The following is a 16,416-nucleotide window of genomic DNA, read 5'->3' as shown; positions in this document are numbered from 1 at the left end:
CGTGGTCGAGATGCGCCGATGCCCGCCTGCGCCGCCCCCGGCCGACGAGCTTTGAGGAGCCGCGTATATGCTGACGCTCCTCGCCGTGTTCCTCCTCGGGTCGATCCTGATGCCCGTTCTGGTGCGCTGGCTGGGATCCCAGGCATTCGCCATCGCGGCTCTCATTCCCGCCGCGGCATTCATCCACGCCCTCGTCCTCACCCCTCAGGTGCTCGACGGACCGACGCCCTTCGTCTCGGTCGCGTGGATCCCGCAGCTCGGACTGAATCTGTCCATGAACATGGACGTGCTCGGCTGGGTGCTGACGCTCATCGTCACCGGCGTCGGTGCTCTCGTGCTGCTGTACTGCCGCTGGTACTTCCATGACGACTCCGCCGGCATCGGCCAGTTCGCGGGTGTCCTGCTCGGATTCGCGGGTGCGATGTACGGCCTCGTCCTGACCGACGACCTCGTCATGCTCGTGATGTTCTGGGAGGTGACGAGCATCCTCTCGTACCTCCTCATCGGGCACTACCGACGCCGCGCCGCCAGCCGACGAGCAGCACTGCAGGCGCTCCTGGTCACCACTCTCGGCGGGCTCGTGATGTTCGTCGGAGTCGTGCTGCTCGTGGTCGACGCGGGTACCTCGAGCATCCGCGAGATCCTCGAGATCGCACCCACAGGCGCCATCGTCGACGCCGCCGTCGTGATGCTCCTCGTCGGCGCGATCAGCAAGTCCGCGATCTTCCCCTTCCACTTCTGGCTGCCCGGTGCGATGGCGGCGCCCACTCCCGTGAGCGCGTACCTGCACGCCGCGGCGATGGTCAAGGCGGGTATCTACCTGATCGCGCGCTTCGCCCCGATCTTCGCCTTCACCGGTCCGTGGCGGCCGATCATCATCTCGCTGGGCATCCTGACGATGCTGATCGGCGGCATCCAGGCGCTGCGCGAGACCGACCTCAAGCGCATCCTCGCGTTCGGCACCGTCAGCCAGCTGGGCTTCTTCTCGGTCGTGATCGGCTACGGCACCCAGGCGAGCGCGCTGGCCGGTCTCGCACTCGTGATCGCGCACGCGCTGTTCAAGTCGGCGCTGTTCCTGATCGTCGGAGTGATCGACCGTCAGCTGTCGACGCGAGACATCACCGAGCTGAGTGGCGTCGGGCGTCAGGCTCCCGTCATGGCGACAGCGGCATTCATCTCCATCGCATCAATGGCCGGCATCGCACCGACCCTCGGATTCGTGGCGAAGGAGTCGACCCTCACGGCGCTCCTGGACGACGCACTGCACGGCTCGCCCTGGGGCCTCGTCGCGATCATCGGCGTCAGCCTGGGATCCATGCTCACGGCGGCATATGGCATCCGCTTCCTCTGGGGTGCCTTCTGGACCAAGCGCGATGCGGCGGGCGATCGCCTCCCCGACACCGCCTGGCCCGACCCGCCCGTCGGATTCCTCTCGGCGCCGATCATCCTCGCCGGGCTCACGCTCGCCGCCGGGATCGGAGCACCGGCTCTCGACGTCGCGCTCCAGGGATACGCGCTCACAGCCACCCCGGGCCTCGATGCCGAGGGGGTCGCCGCGGAAGGACCCGGGCACCTCGCGCTCTGGCACGGTCTCGAGCCGGCGCTCGGCATCTCGATCCTGTCGATCCTGCTCGGCGCCGCGGTCTTCCTCCTCACGCTGCGCACCGGATGGGACCGCAAGGCGCGACTGATCCGCTTCACTGCCGCAGACGTCTACTACCTGGTCATGCGCGGTATCGACCGACTCTCGGTGCTGAGCACGACGCTCACCCAGCGCGGCTCTCTGCCGGTCTACGTCGGCACCATCTTCGTGGTGTTCGTCGCCGCCGAGATCACGGCGCTCGTCGCCAGTGACATCGATCGCTTCCAGCTCTCGGCCTGGCACACGCCCACGCAGCTCGTGGTCGCGCCGATGATGGCCGCCGCGGGCGTCATGGCCGTGCGCGCGCAGAAGAGATACACGGGCGTCGTCCTCGTGTCGATCACCGGCCTCGGGATGGTCGTGCTGTTCGCGACCAGCGGCGCCCCCGACCTCGCGCTCACGCAGATCCTCGTCGAGACCGTGACGATGGTCACCTTCGCACTGGTGCTGCGTCGCCTGCCCGCGCGGATGGGCGAGCACAACGCCTCTGTCGGGCGCATTCCCCGCGCGCTGCTGGGTGTCGGAGTCGGGCTCACGATGGCGCTGGTCGCGATCGTGGCGACCCAGTCCCGCGTCGCGGATCCGATCTCCGCCGCGTTCCCGAAGCTCGCGTACGAGATCGGTCACGGCAAGAACGTCGTGAACGTCGCCCTGGTCGACCTGCGCGGCTGGGACACGATGGGCGAGCTCTCGGTGCTCGTGCTCGCCGCCACGGGTGTCGCGTCTCTCGTGTTCGTCACGCACCGCGCCGACATGCTCTCCGCGACGAAGACGCTGCCCAAGGCGCGCCGCCGTCGCACGCTCAGCCGCCCGCTCGTCGAGACGACCGAGGGCGTGCGCTTCCAGACCGACGAGAACGAGAGCAGCCCCCGCGCCTGGCTCGTCGGCGGCCCGAAGATGAAGCCCGAGAACAGGTCGATCCTGCTCGAGGTGATCGTCCGCATCCTCTTCCACACGATCATCGTCGTGTCGATCTTCCTGCTCTTCTCCGGCCACAACCTCCCAGGCGGAGGCTTCGCCGGAGGCCTCGTCGCGGGCATGGCCCTCGTCATGCGCTACGTCGCCGGCGGACGCTGGGAGCTGGGCGCTGCCGCACCCACGGATGCCGGGCGACTGCTCGGTGCCGGTCTGATCCTCGCCGTCGGCACGGCGGTCGTGCCGCTGTTCTTCGGCTTGGCGCCGCTCACCAGCAACTTCTGGGAGTGGGAGGTCCCCGGCATCGGCCACATGGAGTTCGTCACCTCGACCATCTTCGATGTCGGTGTGTACCTGGTCGTGATCGGCCTCGTGCTCGACGTGCTGCGCAGCCTCGGTGCCGAGGTCGACCGTCAGGCGCAGGAGTTCCGCGAGCGAGGGGTGACCCTCTGATGGATGTCTCCCTCACCCTGATCGTGATCATGGCCGTGCTCTTCGCCTGCGGCGTCTACGCGATGCTCGAGCGCAGTCTCACCCGCGTGCTGATCGGCTTCCTGCTGCTCGGCAACGCGACGAACCTGCTGCTCCTCATCGTCATGGGAGTGCCCGGCAACGCGCCCTTCTTCGGAACCGAGGGCGAGCTCAGCGACCCGCTGCCCCAGGCGCTCACCCTGACCGCCATCGTCATCACGTTCGCCGTCTCGGCATTCCTCCTCGCCCTCATCTACCGCTCGTGGCAGCTGGGTCAGGCCGACACCGTCGAGGACGACGAGGCCGACATCGCTCTCCGTGAGCGCACCGATGCCGACGAAGACCTCATGGACGACGAGGCCGACGCGGCGGACGACGAGGCGACCACGGACTTCGTCGGCGTGCAGACGTCGCCGATCACCGTGCTGCACATGCGCGACCACGCCGCGATCAACGACGACGCTCCGACCGACCGGCCCACCCCGCCTCGAGCCGTGTCCGCGGCGTCCGATCAGGATCCCGATGCGGATGCCGGTCCAGGCGCGGCCGTCCTCGACGGGGAGTCGGCACCGCCCGACGACGACCCCGAAGACTCGACGCACTCGTCGGCTTTCCGGACGGATGCCGACACGCACGCGTCGGACGCCCACGAGACCGATGCGGCGGACGCCGCTCGAGATACGGCGGCTGACACGGCATCCGATGACAGCGCACCCGAGCACACCGACGATGGGGAGGACCGCCGATGAGCGCCCTCGTCCCCCTGCTCGTCGCCCTGCCGCTGCTCGGCGCCGCCGTGACCCTGATCTTCGGCCGCAATCCGCGCCTCCAGGCCTTCGTCACGGTGGCCACGCTCGCGATCGTCTCGGTCATCGCGGCCGTGCTGCTGGTCGTCGTCGATGCGGGCGAGCCGCTCGCGGTCTCGGTCGGCGGGTGGCCGGTGCCGTTCGGCATCGTGCTCTACGTCGACAGGCTCGCGGCGCTCCTCGTGCTCATCTCGAGCATCGTGCTGCTCGCGGTCCTGCTCTTCTCGATCGGTCAGGGTGCCGCGGACGGCACCGACGAGACCCCGATCTCGATCTTCAACCCGTCGTACCTGATCCTCGCGGCCGGCATCTTCAACGCCTTCATCGCGGGCGACCTCTTCAACCTGTACGTCGGATTCGAGATCCTGCTCGTGGCGTCGTACGTGCTGATAACGCTCGGGAGCACCGAGTCCCGCATCCGCACGGGTGCCGTCTACATCGTCGTCTCGTTGGTCTCGTCGATCCTGTTCCTCGCTTCGATCGCGATGATCTACGGTGCCCTCGGCACCGTGAACATGGCCCAGATCGCCGAGCGCATGACCGAGCTCCCGCAGGAGACGCAGCTCGTGCTGCACCTCATGCTGGTGATCGCCTTCGGCATCAAGGCCGCGATCTTCCCGGTGTCGTTCTGGCTGCCCGACTCGTACCCGACGGCACCGGCGCCCGTCACTGCGGTGTTCGCGGGATTGCTGACCAAGGTCGGCGTCTACGCGCTGATCCGCACCGAGACGCAGCTGTTCGCCGAGAACAGCATCGACACGGTGCTGCTGATCATCGCGTTGGCGACCATGATCGTGGGCGTGCTCGGCGCTGTCGCACAGGCCGAGCTCAAACGAATCCTGTCGTTCACGCTGGTGAGCCACGTCGGCTACATGATCTTCGGCCTCGCGATAGCGACCCCCGCGGCGATCGGCGCGACGGTCTACTACATCGTCCACCACATCATCGTGCAGACGACGCTGTTCCTCGCGGTCGGTCTCATCGAGCGCAGGGCGGGGAGCACGTCCATCCTGCGCGTGAAGGGACTGCTCAAGGTCGCGCCCGTGATCGCGGTGCTCTACTTCATCCCCGCGATCAACCTCGGCGGACTGCCGCCGTTCTCCGGCTTCATCGGCAAGTTCGCGCTGTTCGAAGCGGCAGCATCCGTGGGGACGCCGCTGATGCTCGTGCTGATCTTCGGCGGCATCGTCACCTCGCTGCTCACGCTCTACGCGCTGATGCGAGCATGGAACCTCGCGTTCTGGCGCGAGGAGGACGACTCGACCGAGACCGAGGGGCGCATCTCGTACCTCGGCAACGCCCCGGCCGCGGATGAGCAGCAGGAGCGCCGCCGCATCCCCCGGATCATGACCATCGCGACCGCCGGGATGGTCGGGGTGACGATCGCGCTCACCGTGTTCGCGGGCCCGCTGTATGCCCTGTGCGACCGCATCGGTGCGGCGCTGCTCGACCCCGTCACCCTCGTGCAGCTGGAAGACGAGGTGGAAGGATGAGCCCCACCGAGACCGGCCGCCACTTCTGGCGGGACATCCGCGTGCAGCTGCCGTTCCTGGCATGGCTCGTCGTGCTCTGGATGCTGCTGTGGGGGCAGTTCACGGTGCTGGCGTTCGTCTCGGGCCTGGTCATCGCGGTGTTCGTCACCCGTGTCTTCCGGCTGCCCACCGTCGAGCTCTCCGGACGCATCAACATCTGGTTCGCCGCGTTGCTCATCGTGCAGTTCCTCTTCGCCGTGCTCCGCGGCGCCGTCGCGGTCACCGTGCAGGTGTTCGACTTCCGGCATCAGCCCGGCGCCGCGATCATCGCCGTTCCTCTGCGCTACGCCGACGACCTGATGATGACGCACGTGTCCGTGGTGTCGTCGCTGGTTCCCGGGTCGCTCGTCGTCGAGGCCGATCGCGACCGGCAGGTGCTGTATCTGCACGTGATCGGGGTGCGCAGCATGGCCGATGTCGAGAAGCAGCGCGAAGGCGTGCTGCGCTGGGAGCGACGGGTCGTGCGTGCGCTCGGAGCCCCGGCGCAGTACCGTGCCCTCAAGGCCGACGAACGTGCGGCGCGCGCCGGCGGAGGTGCCCGATGAATGTGCTGATGCTCGCGATCATGGTCGTCTTCGGCGTCGCCGCCATCCTGACGATCATCCGCATCGTGCGGGGGCCCTCGATCCTCGACCGGGCGGTGGCCTCCGACGTGCTGCTCACCGAGGTCATGTGCGTGCTCGGCGCCGAGATGGCCATCAACGGCCACACCCGCAACATCCCGGTGATGCTGATCATCGCCGCGGTCGGCGTCTTCGGCTCGATCTCGGTCGCCCGGTTCGTGGCCAGAAGGGACAACACGACACCATGAACGTGTTCGGTCTCGCCATTCCCGACGTGGTCATCGACGTCGCCGTGCTCGTGCTGATCCTGCTCGGCGCGATCCTCTGCCTGTCGGCGGCGGTCGGGCTGCTGCGATTCCGCGACGTGCCGTCGCGGCTGCACGCCGCGACCAAACCGCAGGTGCTCGGCCTCATCCTCATCTGCCTCGCGATCGCACTGTCTCAGCGCACGGTAGGGGGAATCCTGTTCGGGCTCGCGCTCGTCGCCCCGGTCGTGCTCATGCAGTTCGCCACCGCGCCGCTGTCCGCGCACATCGTCGGGCGGCAGGCATATCGCAACGGCACCACCGACGAGCGCAGCCTGGTCGTCGACGAGCTCGCCGAGTCGAAGCAGACCCCGCCGGCCGCCGGCTGATCGCACGCCCGCAGCTGCGCTGAGACGGACGCCACGCACGTCTTACGCCGGTGCGGGGCCGCTTGCGGGTCACAATTCAGCATGAGCCTGTGCCGGTGGGGCCAAAGGGGCTTCAGGGCTGCTCGATACGAGATCCATGCTGAGTAGTGAACGACACCGGTCATTGCTTCTTCTCCTACACGGAACCCTGTTCCGTGCAAGTCATCCACTGTTGCTTGGACGACGCACATCGACACCGTCCCTTGTCTGCACACTTCTGCGATGGGGAATAAGCAGAAGACGGTCGTTCAGCGCGCGAGAGACACCTATTCGCGCTCGGTCTTCAGTCGATCGGATCTGGTGCACCGAGGGCTCACGGGGCGTCTCATCGCCGAGTCAGTGGCCCGAGGAGAACTCCAGCACGTGCGCCGCGATCGATATGCGCTGCCGTCGACGCACCGGGACATCGTCGAGGCTGTCCGCATCGGCGGGCGGGTCTCATGCTTGTCTCTCCTCGCCCTTCTTGGTGTCTTCGTGTTCCGTTGCCGAGAGCTCCATGTGCTCGTGACTCGGGGTTCGTCTCGTCTACGTGTGGCGAGGGACGGAAAGGTCGTGCTCCATTGGAAGGCGCTGACCAGCGTTCGCGAGAGCCTTCATGCGGCTCCGTTGATCGATGCCGTCGCGCACTCCGTGCTCTGCCAGGCTCCGCGCGAGGCGCTTGCCACCTTGGACAGTGTGCTTCATCACGGACTCCTGACCCGCGACGATCTGGTCACGATGTTCGCTGCTCTACCCGCCCGATTCCGCCCGCTGCTCGCACTGGTCGACCCGTCGGCGGGCTCGGGCTCAGAGACATTCATGCGGTTGCTGCTCCGGACGATGGGGGTCGCCTATGAGACCCAGGTGTACCTCGAAGGCGTCGGGTACGTCGACTTCGTGGTGGACGGTTGGTTGATCATCGAGTGCGACAGCAAGGAGTTCCACGAGGGGTGGGAGAAGCAGATGCAGGATCGCGAGCGCGATATCGCCGCGGCCCGACTCGGCTTCGTGACCGTCCGGCCCCTTGCGAAAGACATTTTCGGTGACCAGGCGTCTGTGAGGCAGGCTCTCGAGCAGGTCATCGCTGCACTCGGACCGAGGTTCGTAGACGCACGTCGTTCACAATTCAGCAGGAATCGCCGCGGAGCGGCGGTCAAGTAGCGGAATCACGGGGCTCACATGCGTTCATGCTGAGTTGTGAACGGAAAAGTGCGGAGCACGGGTCAGAGGCCGTCGGCGAAGCTCTGGATCAGGCGCGCGGCCGGCTCGGAGTCGCTGATCAACGTGCCGTGGCCGTGATCCGGGATGACCTGCAGATCGGCACCCGGGATCTCGTCGATGATCTCCTGGCACCAGGTCATCGGAGCGAGCGGGTCGTCTTCCCCGCGCAGCACCAGCACAGGCTGATCGATGCGCGCGAACGCCTTCTCCGGCTCGTGCACGATGGTCGCCCGGATCTTGCGGATGAGGTGGGGGCCGCCGCGCAGATATTCGCGGGCACCGCGCCAGATCACGAGCGGGCGCTCGCCGACCAGGTCCGTGAGGAGATAGCTCGCCTGCGCTGCGACATTCCGTGCGGCCTTGTTGACGGTCGGACCGGCGAGCACGACGCCCTCGACGAGGGAGGGATGCCGGGCGGCGAGCTCCGCGGCGATCTGACTGCCCATCGAGTGCCCGATGACGACGACGGGGCCCTCGTCGGCATGACGGAGGTACGCGGCGACGAGGTCGGCGTGACGCTGCATGGTGAAGGTGCGAGCGGGCTCGGGTGCTTCGCCGAAACCGGGCAGGTCGACTGCGATCACCCGGCCTTTCAGTCGCTGCACGACGTCGAGGTAGACGCTGCGTCCCATGCCGATGCCGTGCAGCAGGAGGAAGGTGTGCGGTCCGTCGCCGAAGGTCTCCGCGATCAGCGTCGCGCCCGCGTGCTCGAACTCGAGCAGCGTGACGGGGGTGCCCTTCGGGGCGAGATAGCTGGAGACCACACCTCAACGCTAACCGAGTGGGACCCCTGCGACGAACCGGGATCCACGCATGCCGTATGCCGGTGTGCGACGAGGGGCGAGCCTGCGTCGTGCGAGGATGAAGGGTGTCTTCGCCGAACCCCGATCCCGATCAGATCGAGTCGGAGGGCGAGACATCAGGCTCGCCCAAGGGTGTCATCGCGCGCATCGCCGGCGGGCTGAGCGATCCGGTGCTGCGCGCGCTCGTCGCCGCGACGGCCGTCTCACGCATCGGCCGCGGCGTCTTCCTCGCGGTCACCGTGCTGTTCTTCACGCAGATCATCGGCCTCTCGCCCGCGCACGCCGCGGTGGTGCTCGCCGTGTCGAGCGGATGCGGGGTGGTCGGGTCGCTCCTCGGCGGCTGGCTCGCCGATCGGTGGAGCGCCCGACGCCTCGCCTTCGGCTTCGAGATGGCAGGTGGCGTACTGCTCGCCGCATACGCGTTCGTCGGAGACTTCGTGTCGGCGATCGTCCTCGCCAGCCTCTCGGGCTTCTTCGACTCGCTGGGGTATTCCGCTCGTTCCGCGATCATCGCCCGGGGCTTCGCGCCGGACCGGCGGGTGCACGCGCGTGCGGTGCTGCGCACGGTCACGAACCTCGCGATCGCGGCAGGCTCCGCATTCGGCGCGATCGCTCTGGCTCTCGGCACACCCGAGGCCTACCGCGTCGTCATCGCGTGCGCGGGCGCCGTCTGCGCGCTCGGCTCGCTCTCCCTCCTGCGGCTGACATCGGCCGTCGACGCGCCGCCGCGCAACCGAGCCGCGGCTCAGCTGACGGAAACGGGATCCATCGACACGCACGCCACGGCCGCGGCATCCGCCGAGCGCAGGGACTGGAACCGCCGCTCACCGTGGCGGGACCCGAGGTACCTGCTGCTGAGCGCGCTCTCGGCGATCTTCGGCATGCAGTTCGGAGTCGCGGAACTCGGGGTGCCGCTGTGGATCAGCGAGTACACGAACGCCCCGGATGCCACGTTCGCAGTGCTCCTGATCGTCAACACCGCGCTGGTCGTGCTGTTCCAGGTGCGTGCCTCCCGTGGCACGCACGACCTGCGGATCGCCGGCAGGGTGACGATGATCGCCGGCTGGCTGATGGTCTCCGCCTGCCTGATCTACGCGCTCGCCGCGGGGCTTCCGGCATGGGCGGCGATCGTCATCCTCATCGTCGGCATGATCGCGCACACGTTCGCCGAGATCCTGTCGCAGGCCGGAGCCTGGGGTCTCAGCTTCGAGCTCGCCGATCCTGTCCGAGCCGGCGCCTATCAGGGCGTGTTCGGCATGGGATTCTCGCTCGGAGCCCTGGCGTCGCCGATCGTCGTGAACGCCACCGCGATCACCTTCGGCTTCGTGGGCTGGGTGATCCTCGCCGCGATCTTCCTCGCCGCAGCGATCGGCATCTGGCTCATCGCACGCCGCGCCGCAGCATCCGCCACGCCTGCTTCCGACTGAGCCCGCAGAGCCGCCCCGGGCTAACCGGCCGGCGCCAGCACCAGAGTGTGACGCGTCGCCGCATCGACCGCCCCGTCGGTGAACGCCCACGGCCGCTGAATCCCCGCCGCCCAGTCGGACGTCTGATCGACGTAGTGCTCGTCGAACGCGTGTCCGGATGCGCCGGTGAGGTGGATCCAGGTCGAGGCGTCGAGATCGGAGAGGTCGACGACCATCCGCATCGACGGCACGGTGGTCGTGGCGTACGACGTGCCGAGCTCCCAGCCGGTGGCGTTGACCACGGACGCGCCGCCGCTGACGGCGTAGGGGCCGCGGTTGAAGAGGGCTTCGATCGGGGCGATGCCGGAGGACCCGAGGGTGTCGCTCGTGAGGGTGATCGCGTGCAGGTCGCCCCACCTCCATGCGGTGACGACGTCGCCCTGAACCGCCGAGAGCTCGTCGTACGCCTCCTCGGCCGACAGGGCGAGCATCTCGTCCATGCCCGCGACATCGATGCTCGGGTTGGTCCAGAGCGGGTCGGATGGGTCGTCGAGAAGGTCCGCGACGACGGTGAAGAGTCGACCCTGGCCGTCGATCGGCAGGGGCTGGTCGCGTTCGGCGAACAGGTTCTGCACGAGGTTCGACCAGAGGACGTTCGCGTAGGCGGCCGCGGCCGAACCCGCGTCGTTCTGTGCGTCCCACGAGCGCAGCAGCGCCACGGCATCTGCAGTCCCCGCACCCGTCACCTCCACATCCTCGATCTCCGTTGCCAGTCGCTTGCCGATCCACATCTCGCTGTCCATCTGGATCTCCCGCATGTCCTGGGCGGTGAGCGGTGCGGCGGCGGCGCGTCGCTCGATCAGGTGCGCGATGCGATCGGCCCGATAGCCGTAGTCCCAGTCCCGTGAGAGGAAGTAGGGGTAGTCGTCGGTGACGATCGCGTTGTTCGCGGTCACGATGTACCCGGATGCCGGGTTGTATGACACCGGCAGTTCGTCGAACGGGATGAATCCGGTCCAGTCGTAGCTGCTGTCCCAGCCGGGCTGCGGCATCCATCCGTCGCCGGCCCCGCGCACGGGGAGGCGTCCGGGGGTCTGATAGCCGATGTTGCCTTCGACGTCCGCATAGATGAGGTTCTGTGCCGGCACATCGAACAGCGCGGCCGCCGCGCGGAACTCCTCGAAGTCCTGGGCGGTCGACAGAGCGAAGATCGCGGTCGCGGCCGTGCCGGGGTCGAGCGCCGTCCAGCGCAGGCTGACCGCGTACTCGGCTCCCTCCGGCGCGGTGCCGGTGGGCGCCGGACCTGTCGCGCCGCCGGCAGCGAGGCCCGGCTCAGGGTCGTCGGCGATCGCGGTGAAGTCGTCGGTGAGACCCGAGATGATCGGTCCGTGCACGGTCGACCGGATCGTGAGCTCGATGTCGTCGCCCCCGGCCACCGCGATCGTCTCGGTGGTCTCGTCGATCGGCACCAGCGCGCCGTCGCGCCAGTACTGGTCGCCCTCGATCCGCTCGACGTAGAGGTCGGTGACGTCGGTGGTCAGGTTGGTGAAGCCCCAGGCGACCTGCTGGTTGTGGCCGATCACGATGCCGGGGAGACCCGAGAACGAGAAACCGCCCATGTCGAACGGGCAGTCGTCGGTGACCTCGCTGCACCGGAGCTGCACCTGATACCAGACCGAGGGGAGTGATGCGCCCAGGTGCGGGTCGTTGGCGAGCAGCGGCATGCCGGTGTCGGTGAGGTCCCCGGACACGACCCACGAGTTCGATCCGATCCCCTCGCCGACATCGCCGACGAGCAGGCTTGCCGCCTCGATCACGTCCGACGCCTCCTGCCACTGGATCGTCGTCGCCGCCTGCTGCATCTCGCCGTCGTTCCCATCGGTCGTGAGCGCGGCGGGCTCGGCACCGGCCTCGGTGATCGGGGCGGTCGAGATCTCGGGGACGATGACGGGGTGATCCTCGAACGGATACGGCGGGTACAGCTCGTCGAGCGTCGTGGTGATCCCGGCGGCGTCGGAGGTCTCCGCCAGCTGGGCGGCCAGGAGCGAGCGCTCGACCTCGTCTTCGACGTTGCCGCGGAGATCCCAGGCCATCGCCTTGAGCCACGCCACCGAATCGGCGGCTTCCCAGGGCTCCGGCGCGTACTCCGGGTTCTGTATTCCGAGAACGGCATATTCGAGCGAGAGCTCGGCGCCCGAGCGGGAGGAGAGGTAGGCGTTGACGCCGTCGGCGTAGGCCTCGTAGTAGTCGCGGGTGACGTCGTCCATCGCCTCGACCTCGGCCTCGGCGACCTTGCGCCAGCCGAGCGTGCGGAGGAAGGCATCGGTCCCGGCCTGCGATTCGCCGAACATCTCGGCCACGCGTCCCGCCGTGACGTGCCGGCGGAAGTCCATCTCGAAGAAACGGTCCTGCGCGTGCACGAAGCCCTGGGCGTAGAAGAGATCGTGCGATGAGTCGGCGGTGATGGTCGGGATGCCGCTGGCGTCGCGCTGCACCGTGACCTCGGCCTGCAGCCCGTCGAGCGACAGGGTGCCGTCGGTCTGCGGGAACGAGCGCTGGATGGTCCAGGTCACGAAGAAGGCACCGGCGACGGCGACCACCACGATCGCAGCGACGACGAGGAACACGATGCGGCCGATGCGAGCACCCAGGGAAGGGCGCGACGGGTCGACGATCTCGGTCGAATGGGTTGTCATCTTCGAGAACTCTTTCGGGTGGCATGGCGGAACTCAGTCCCAGAGAGTCCCAGAGCGCGTCTCAACAGACGCTTCCGGAATACTACCCATAAAGCATTCGCGGGCGGGGGTGTTCTCGCCCCCGCCCGCGGCGTCAGCCGATCAGGCTCGGCTGCAGGTCGCGCAGCGTGCGCCGGTGCGTCATGCGCGTCACTCCGATGGCGGCGAGCAGCAGCGCGCCGACCAGCCAGATGCCCAGCACCACCAGATCCCAGCCCGCCCGGCCGAGGTTGCCGCCGTACATCAGTTGCCGCATGGCGTCGACGACGTAGCCGAGCGGCAGCACGTGGTGGAGTGCGGCCAGCGGGGCGGGGAGGGTCTGCCAGGGGAACGTGCCGCCCGCGGTGACGAGCTGCAGAACCATGAGCACGAGTCCCAGGAACTGCCCCACGGAACCGAGCCAGACGTTGAGGGCGAGGATGATCGCCGCGAAGGTCGCCGACGCGAAGATCATCACGCCCAAGGTGCCGACGGGGTTGTTGAACGTGAAGCCCAGGGTGATCGCCAGGATGCCCATGAGCCCCAGCATCTGCACCGCGCCGAGCATCGCCGGGGTGAGCCACCCGGCGAGCGTCACTCGGATCGGAGAGTGCAGCGCCGTGACCGCGCGGCGGGAGATCGGCTTCACGATGAGGAACAGGGCGTAGATGCCGATCCAGGCCGACAGTGCGGCGAAGAACGGTGCGAGACCGGCGCCGTAGTCCTCGGCGGAGGCGACCTTGTCGCTCGAGACCTTGACCGGGTCGGCGATCGTGTCGGCCTGCAGCGTGCGGAGCTCCGGCGTCGAGACGGGGATCTGCTGCACACCGTCCGAGAGCCCGTCGCGCAACTCGGCCGTGCCTGACGCGAGGGTGCCGAGCCCATCGCGCAGTTGGGCCGCGCCGTCGTTCGCGGCCGCCGCGCCGGTGGCGACGGTCTGCGCGCCGCTGGCCAGGGTCTGCGCGCCGCCGGCGAGCTGCGAGGCGCCGGATGCCACCGAGTCCGCTCCTGCGGCGAGCTGGTCGACCTTGTCGACCGCGTTCTGCACGGTCGAGTTGCCCTCCTGGAGTCGTGTCGCGAGGGGATCGAGTGTCGTGAGGACCCGATCGATCTGCTCCGGCGTCAGGCCCTGATCCGTGAGCACGGTGGCGATGTCCTCGCGCGCCTGGGGCAGAGCATCCGTCGCCTGCTGCACAGCCGATCCGGCCCGGTCCGCGACGTCGGCCAGCTGCCGGTTGCCGTCACTGACCTGCTGAGCCCCCGACGCCAGCGTCGCCGCACCACCGGCGAGCTCGGACGCGCCGCCCGCGAGCTGCGACGTGCCCGCGGCGAGCTGAGAGGTTCCGTCTGCGAGCGTCGCACTGCCGGTGGCGGCGGTGTCGGCGCCGTCGGCGAGCTGGGTCGCTCCGTCGACCGCGGTCACGAGGTTGTCGCGCACCTCGCTGAGGCCGGTGAGCAGGCGCTCTGCGGCCTCGCTGCCCACCATCTCGGCGACCGAGCTGCGGATCTTCTCCACCGCCTGCGTGCCCATCGACGACGCGAGGTAGTTGTTCGCGTCGTTGGTCTCGAGCTCGATGCGCGCCTGGTGGGGGTCGTCACCCGCGGCCGAGGTCAAGGCCGACGAGAAGTCGGCGGGGATCGTGACGGTGAAGTCGACCGTTCCCTCCCGCAATGCGTCGGCGGCCTCGTCGGCCGACATCCGCTGCCAGTCGAAGGCGTTGCCGTCGATGAGGTTGTCGGCGACGTCCTCGCCGTAGTTCACGGTCTCGCCGGTGGCGGCATCCGTTCCCGTGGTGGGCTCGGGGGCTCCACTGTCATCGACGACCAGCGCGACCGGGACCTCCGGGAACTTCGCGTACGGGTCCTGGTTGGCCCAGAGGTACAGGCCGCCGTAGAGGATGGGCACGCAGACCAGTGCGATCAGGGCGATCACGCCCATCCTGCTCGCGGTGAGGCGCCGCAGCTCGGCGGCGATCATGGCGGGAACCTTCATCGCTCGCCTCCGTTCTCTGTCGTGTTCGGCTCGGGTTCTGCGGCTGGGTCTTCGTCGTCGGCCGGGGGAGAGCCGAGAGCATCCGCGTGCTCGGCGTCGGCATGCGGTGTCGCGGGGCGCTCGTCCGGGTCTTCCGCCTCGGGCTCTGGCTCAGGATCCGGTTCGGGCGCCGGCTCTGGCTCAGGGTCGGGCTCGGGATCCGGTTCGGGCGCTGGCTCGGGCTCGGGCTCGGCCTCGGAGTCTGGCTCGGGCTCGGGATCAGAGCCGCCGGGCAGGTCGAGGACGAGCGGCTCGACCGGTCCGGACGCGTTGATCGCCTCGAGTTCGTGCATGCGCTCGAGGGCGACCGCAGCGGATCCGCCGATGACGACGAGCATCGCGTACCCGCGGTCGGCGAACTCCGACGCGATCCGCCACCAGCCGTCCGGGCTGCCGCCGTGACGGTCGGGCGAGACGAGCACGATTCCTTCGGTGCCCGTGCGGAGGATCGCGAGTTCGCAGAGGATGCGCACCCGTGCGGCGGGATCGACGTTGCCGATCGCCACGCCGGCGAGCTCTCCGAAGCCGAGTTGATTCAGCCAGCGCCGTGCGTGCAGAGGGGTGGCGCCGACGCCGGCGAACATGAGCTCTTCGCCGACGACGCCCGCGAGGGGGATGTCGGCGTGGGGATCGCTCACGTCGGGGGCGTCGACGAGCGCGATCGTGCGGCGCAGCGCGCGGTTGTCCGCGTCGCCGTCGATCGTCACGCGCCCGGTGTCCGGCCGCATCCGACCGCTGGCGATGAGGCCCAGCACCGTCGGGCGCTGCTCGGTCTCGGCGAGTGCGAAGCGCACCGCTCCGCTGTGGAACTCGAGGCTCGTCGTCGGCAGCGCCTGACCACCGCGTCCCTTGCTCACGTCGTGCAGGGTGACCCTCATGCGCTGACCTCCTGTGATTCGACGATGTCCGGGTGCGCGCTCAACAGTTCGTCGGCCTCGCGCCACGAGAGTCCGGCGATGCTGAGCAGAGTGCGAACAGCGAGATCGGCTGCCCCGGTGCTCGATGCGTCGGTGCGCGAGACGACCGTGCGGGCGACCTCTTCGATGAGGCGGGCGAGGGTCGGGGCAGAGAGGTCTGTGCGGAAGCTGCCGTCTTCCTGCCCGCGACGCGCGAGGGCGGCGACGGTGCGGCGCAGCGGGGCCAGGGCGTCTGCGGTGTGCTGCACGTGGGCTTCGTCGAGGGCGAGCGCGGCTGCGACCTGAACGTGCGCGGCCTCCTGCCAGAGTCGTGCGGCGAGGCGGGCCAGCGCGATGCGTGAGTCGGCGTCGGTGACGGATTCGGCGATCGCGTTGAAGCGCTGCGCTCCGACCGAGATCAGCTCGCGGATCAGAGCCTCTCGGTCGTCGAAGTGGCCGTAGAGGGTGCGGCGCGACAGGCCGGCGCTGCGGGCGATGACGTCGATGGACGCCCGCGGGTCGGTGGCGAGGGTCGCGCGGGCCGCATCGAGGATTCCGGCGCGGTTCTCGACGGAGTCGCGGCGGGGAGCACGGGTTGTCATGCCCCTATTCTACGTATTGTGCACAGCCGTGTGCAAGATAACTCGGGGGACTCACAGGGTCTGAACGGTGGGCCGTTCACAACTCAGCACGGATGGGCGCTTAAAGCCGCAATCAGCACCATGCGGACCCGAATCCCGGCGCTCATGCTGAATCGTGAACG

At 68.6% G+C, this 16,416-nt stretch carries 12 protein-coding genes and 1 pseudogene; 8 read left to right on the top strand and 5 right to left on the bottom strand.

The features are described from left to right. Window positions 1-67: 67 nt before the first annotated feature. The 7 genes and pseudogenes from LQZ85_RS14960 to LQZ85_RS14930 all read left to right on the top strand — a co-directional run bounded on the left by LQZ85_RS14960 (window position 68) and on the right by LQZ85_RS14930 (window position 7,742). Window positions 68-3,010 (top strand): Na+/H+ antiporter subunit A, encoded by a 2,943-nt coding sequence (locus tag LQZ85_RS14960; RefSeq protein WP_053098310.1) that lies wholly within the window; start codon window positions 68-70, stop codon window positions 3,008-3,010. Next, window positions 3,010-3,510, top strand: a pseudogene (locus tag LQZ85_RS14955) (Na(+)/H(+) antiporter subunit C); the annotation flags it as partial. The gene LQZ85_RS14960 and the pseudogene LQZ85_RS14955, both read left to right, overlap by 1 nt. 263 nt (window positions 3,511-3,773) lie before the next feature. Further along, the gene (locus tag LQZ85_RS14950) at window positions 3,774-5,327 is read left to right on the top strand and encodes a Na+/H+ antiporter subunit D (protein WP_056275836.1); all 1,554 of its coding nucleotides are present in this window, start codon (window positions 3,774-3,776) and stop codon (window positions 5,325-5,327) included. Then, window positions 5,324-5,911 carry a Na+/H+ antiporter subunit E gene (locus LQZ85_RS14945; RefSeq protein WP_056275839.1) on the top strand — a complete coding sequence of 196 codons (588 nt, stop codon included), beginning with the start codon at window positions 5,324-5,326 and terminating at the stop codon, window positions 5,909-5,911. Before LQZ85_RS14950 ends, LQZ85_RS14945 begins: the two co-directional genes overlap by 4 nt. After that, window positions 5,908-6,177, top strand: a complete 270-nt coding sequence (locus tag LQZ85_RS14940) for a monovalent cation/H+ antiporter complex subunit F (RefSeq protein WP_053098313.1) — start codon at window positions 5,908-5,910, stop codon at window positions 6,175-6,177. The genes LQZ85_RS14945 and LQZ85_RS14940 overlap by 4 nt, the downstream gene beginning before the upstream one ends. Next, window positions 6,174-6,563 (top strand): monovalent cation/H(+) antiporter subunit G, encoded by a 390-nt coding sequence (gene mnhG, locus LQZ85_RS14935; RefSeq protein WP_053098314.1) that lies wholly within the window; start codon window positions 6,174-6,176, stop codon window positions 6,561-6,563. Before LQZ85_RS14940 ends, mnhG begins: the two co-directional genes overlap by 4 nt. A 591-nt stretch (window positions 6,564-7,154) precedes the next feature. After that, on the top strand, window positions 7,155-7,742 hold the full coding sequence (locus tag LQZ85_RS14930; protein WP_230101111.1) for a hypothetical protein: 588 nt from the start codon (window positions 7,155-7,157) through the stop codon (window positions 7,740-7,742). A gap of 62 nt (window positions 7,743-7,804) precedes the next feature. Here the strand turns inward: LQZ85_RS14930 and LQZ85_RS14925 are convergent, their stop codons facing one another. Beyond that, window positions 7,805-8,566, bottom strand: coding sequence for an alpha/beta hydrolase (locus tag LQZ85_RS14925; RefSeq protein WP_230101110.1), 762 nt, complete (start codon window positions 8,564-8,566; stop codon window positions 7,805-7,807). A 104-nt stretch (window positions 8,567-8,670) separates the two neighbouring features. On the opposite strand from LQZ85_RS14925, the gene LQZ85_RS14920 reads away from it, so the two are divergent. Beyond that, a complete protein-coding gene (locus LQZ85_RS14920) occupies window positions 8,671-10,032 on the top strand; it encodes an MFS transporter (RefSeq protein WP_230101109.1) in 1,362 nt (453 codons plus the stop codon). 20 nt (window positions 10,033-10,052) lie between these two features. On the opposite strand, the gene LQZ85_RS14915 is transcribed toward LQZ85_RS14920, so the two are convergent. The 4 genes from LQZ85_RS14915 to LQZ85_RS14900 form a co-directional block, all read right to left on the bottom strand. After that, the gene (locus LQZ85_RS14915) at window positions 10,053-12,707 is read right to left on the bottom strand and encodes a penicillin acylase family protein (RefSeq protein ID WP_230101108.1); all 2,655 of its coding nucleotides are present in this window, start codon (window positions 12,705-12,707) and stop codon (window positions 10,053-10,055) included. Window positions 12,708-12,840: 133 nt separating this feature from the next. Further along, the gene (locus LQZ85_RS14910; protein WP_056275845.1) at window positions 12,841-14,718 is read right to left on the bottom strand and encodes a YhgE/Pip domain-containing protein; all 1,878 of its coding nucleotides are present in this window, start codon (window positions 14,716-14,718) and stop codon (window positions 12,841-12,843) included. Beyond that, on the bottom strand, window positions 14,715-15,635 hold the full coding sequence (locus LQZ85_RS14905; RefSeq protein ID WP_230101107.1) for a hypothetical protein: 921 nt from the start codon (window positions 15,633-15,635) through the stop codon (window positions 14,715-14,717). Before LQZ85_RS14905 ends, LQZ85_RS14910 begins: the two co-directional genes overlap by 4 nt. Then, window positions 15,632-16,255 carry a TetR/AcrR family transcriptional regulator gene (locus tag LQZ85_RS14900; RefSeq protein ID WP_053098320.1) on the bottom strand — a complete coding sequence of 208 codons (624 nt, stop codon included), beginning with the start codon at window positions 16,253-16,255 and terminating at the stop codon, window positions 15,632-15,634. The genes LQZ85_RS14905 and LQZ85_RS14900 overlap by 4 nt, the downstream gene beginning before the upstream one ends. Between the last annotated feature and the right edge of the window lie 161 nt (window positions 16,256-16,416).

The organism is Microbacterium sp. Bi98 (genome assembly GCF_918698045.1).
In the GTDB taxonomy this organism is placed as follows: domain Bacteria; phylum Actinomycetota; class Actinomycetes; order Actinomycetales; family Microbacteriaceae; genus Microbacterium.
This window is presented reverse-complemented; position numbering and strand designations above follow the sequence as displayed.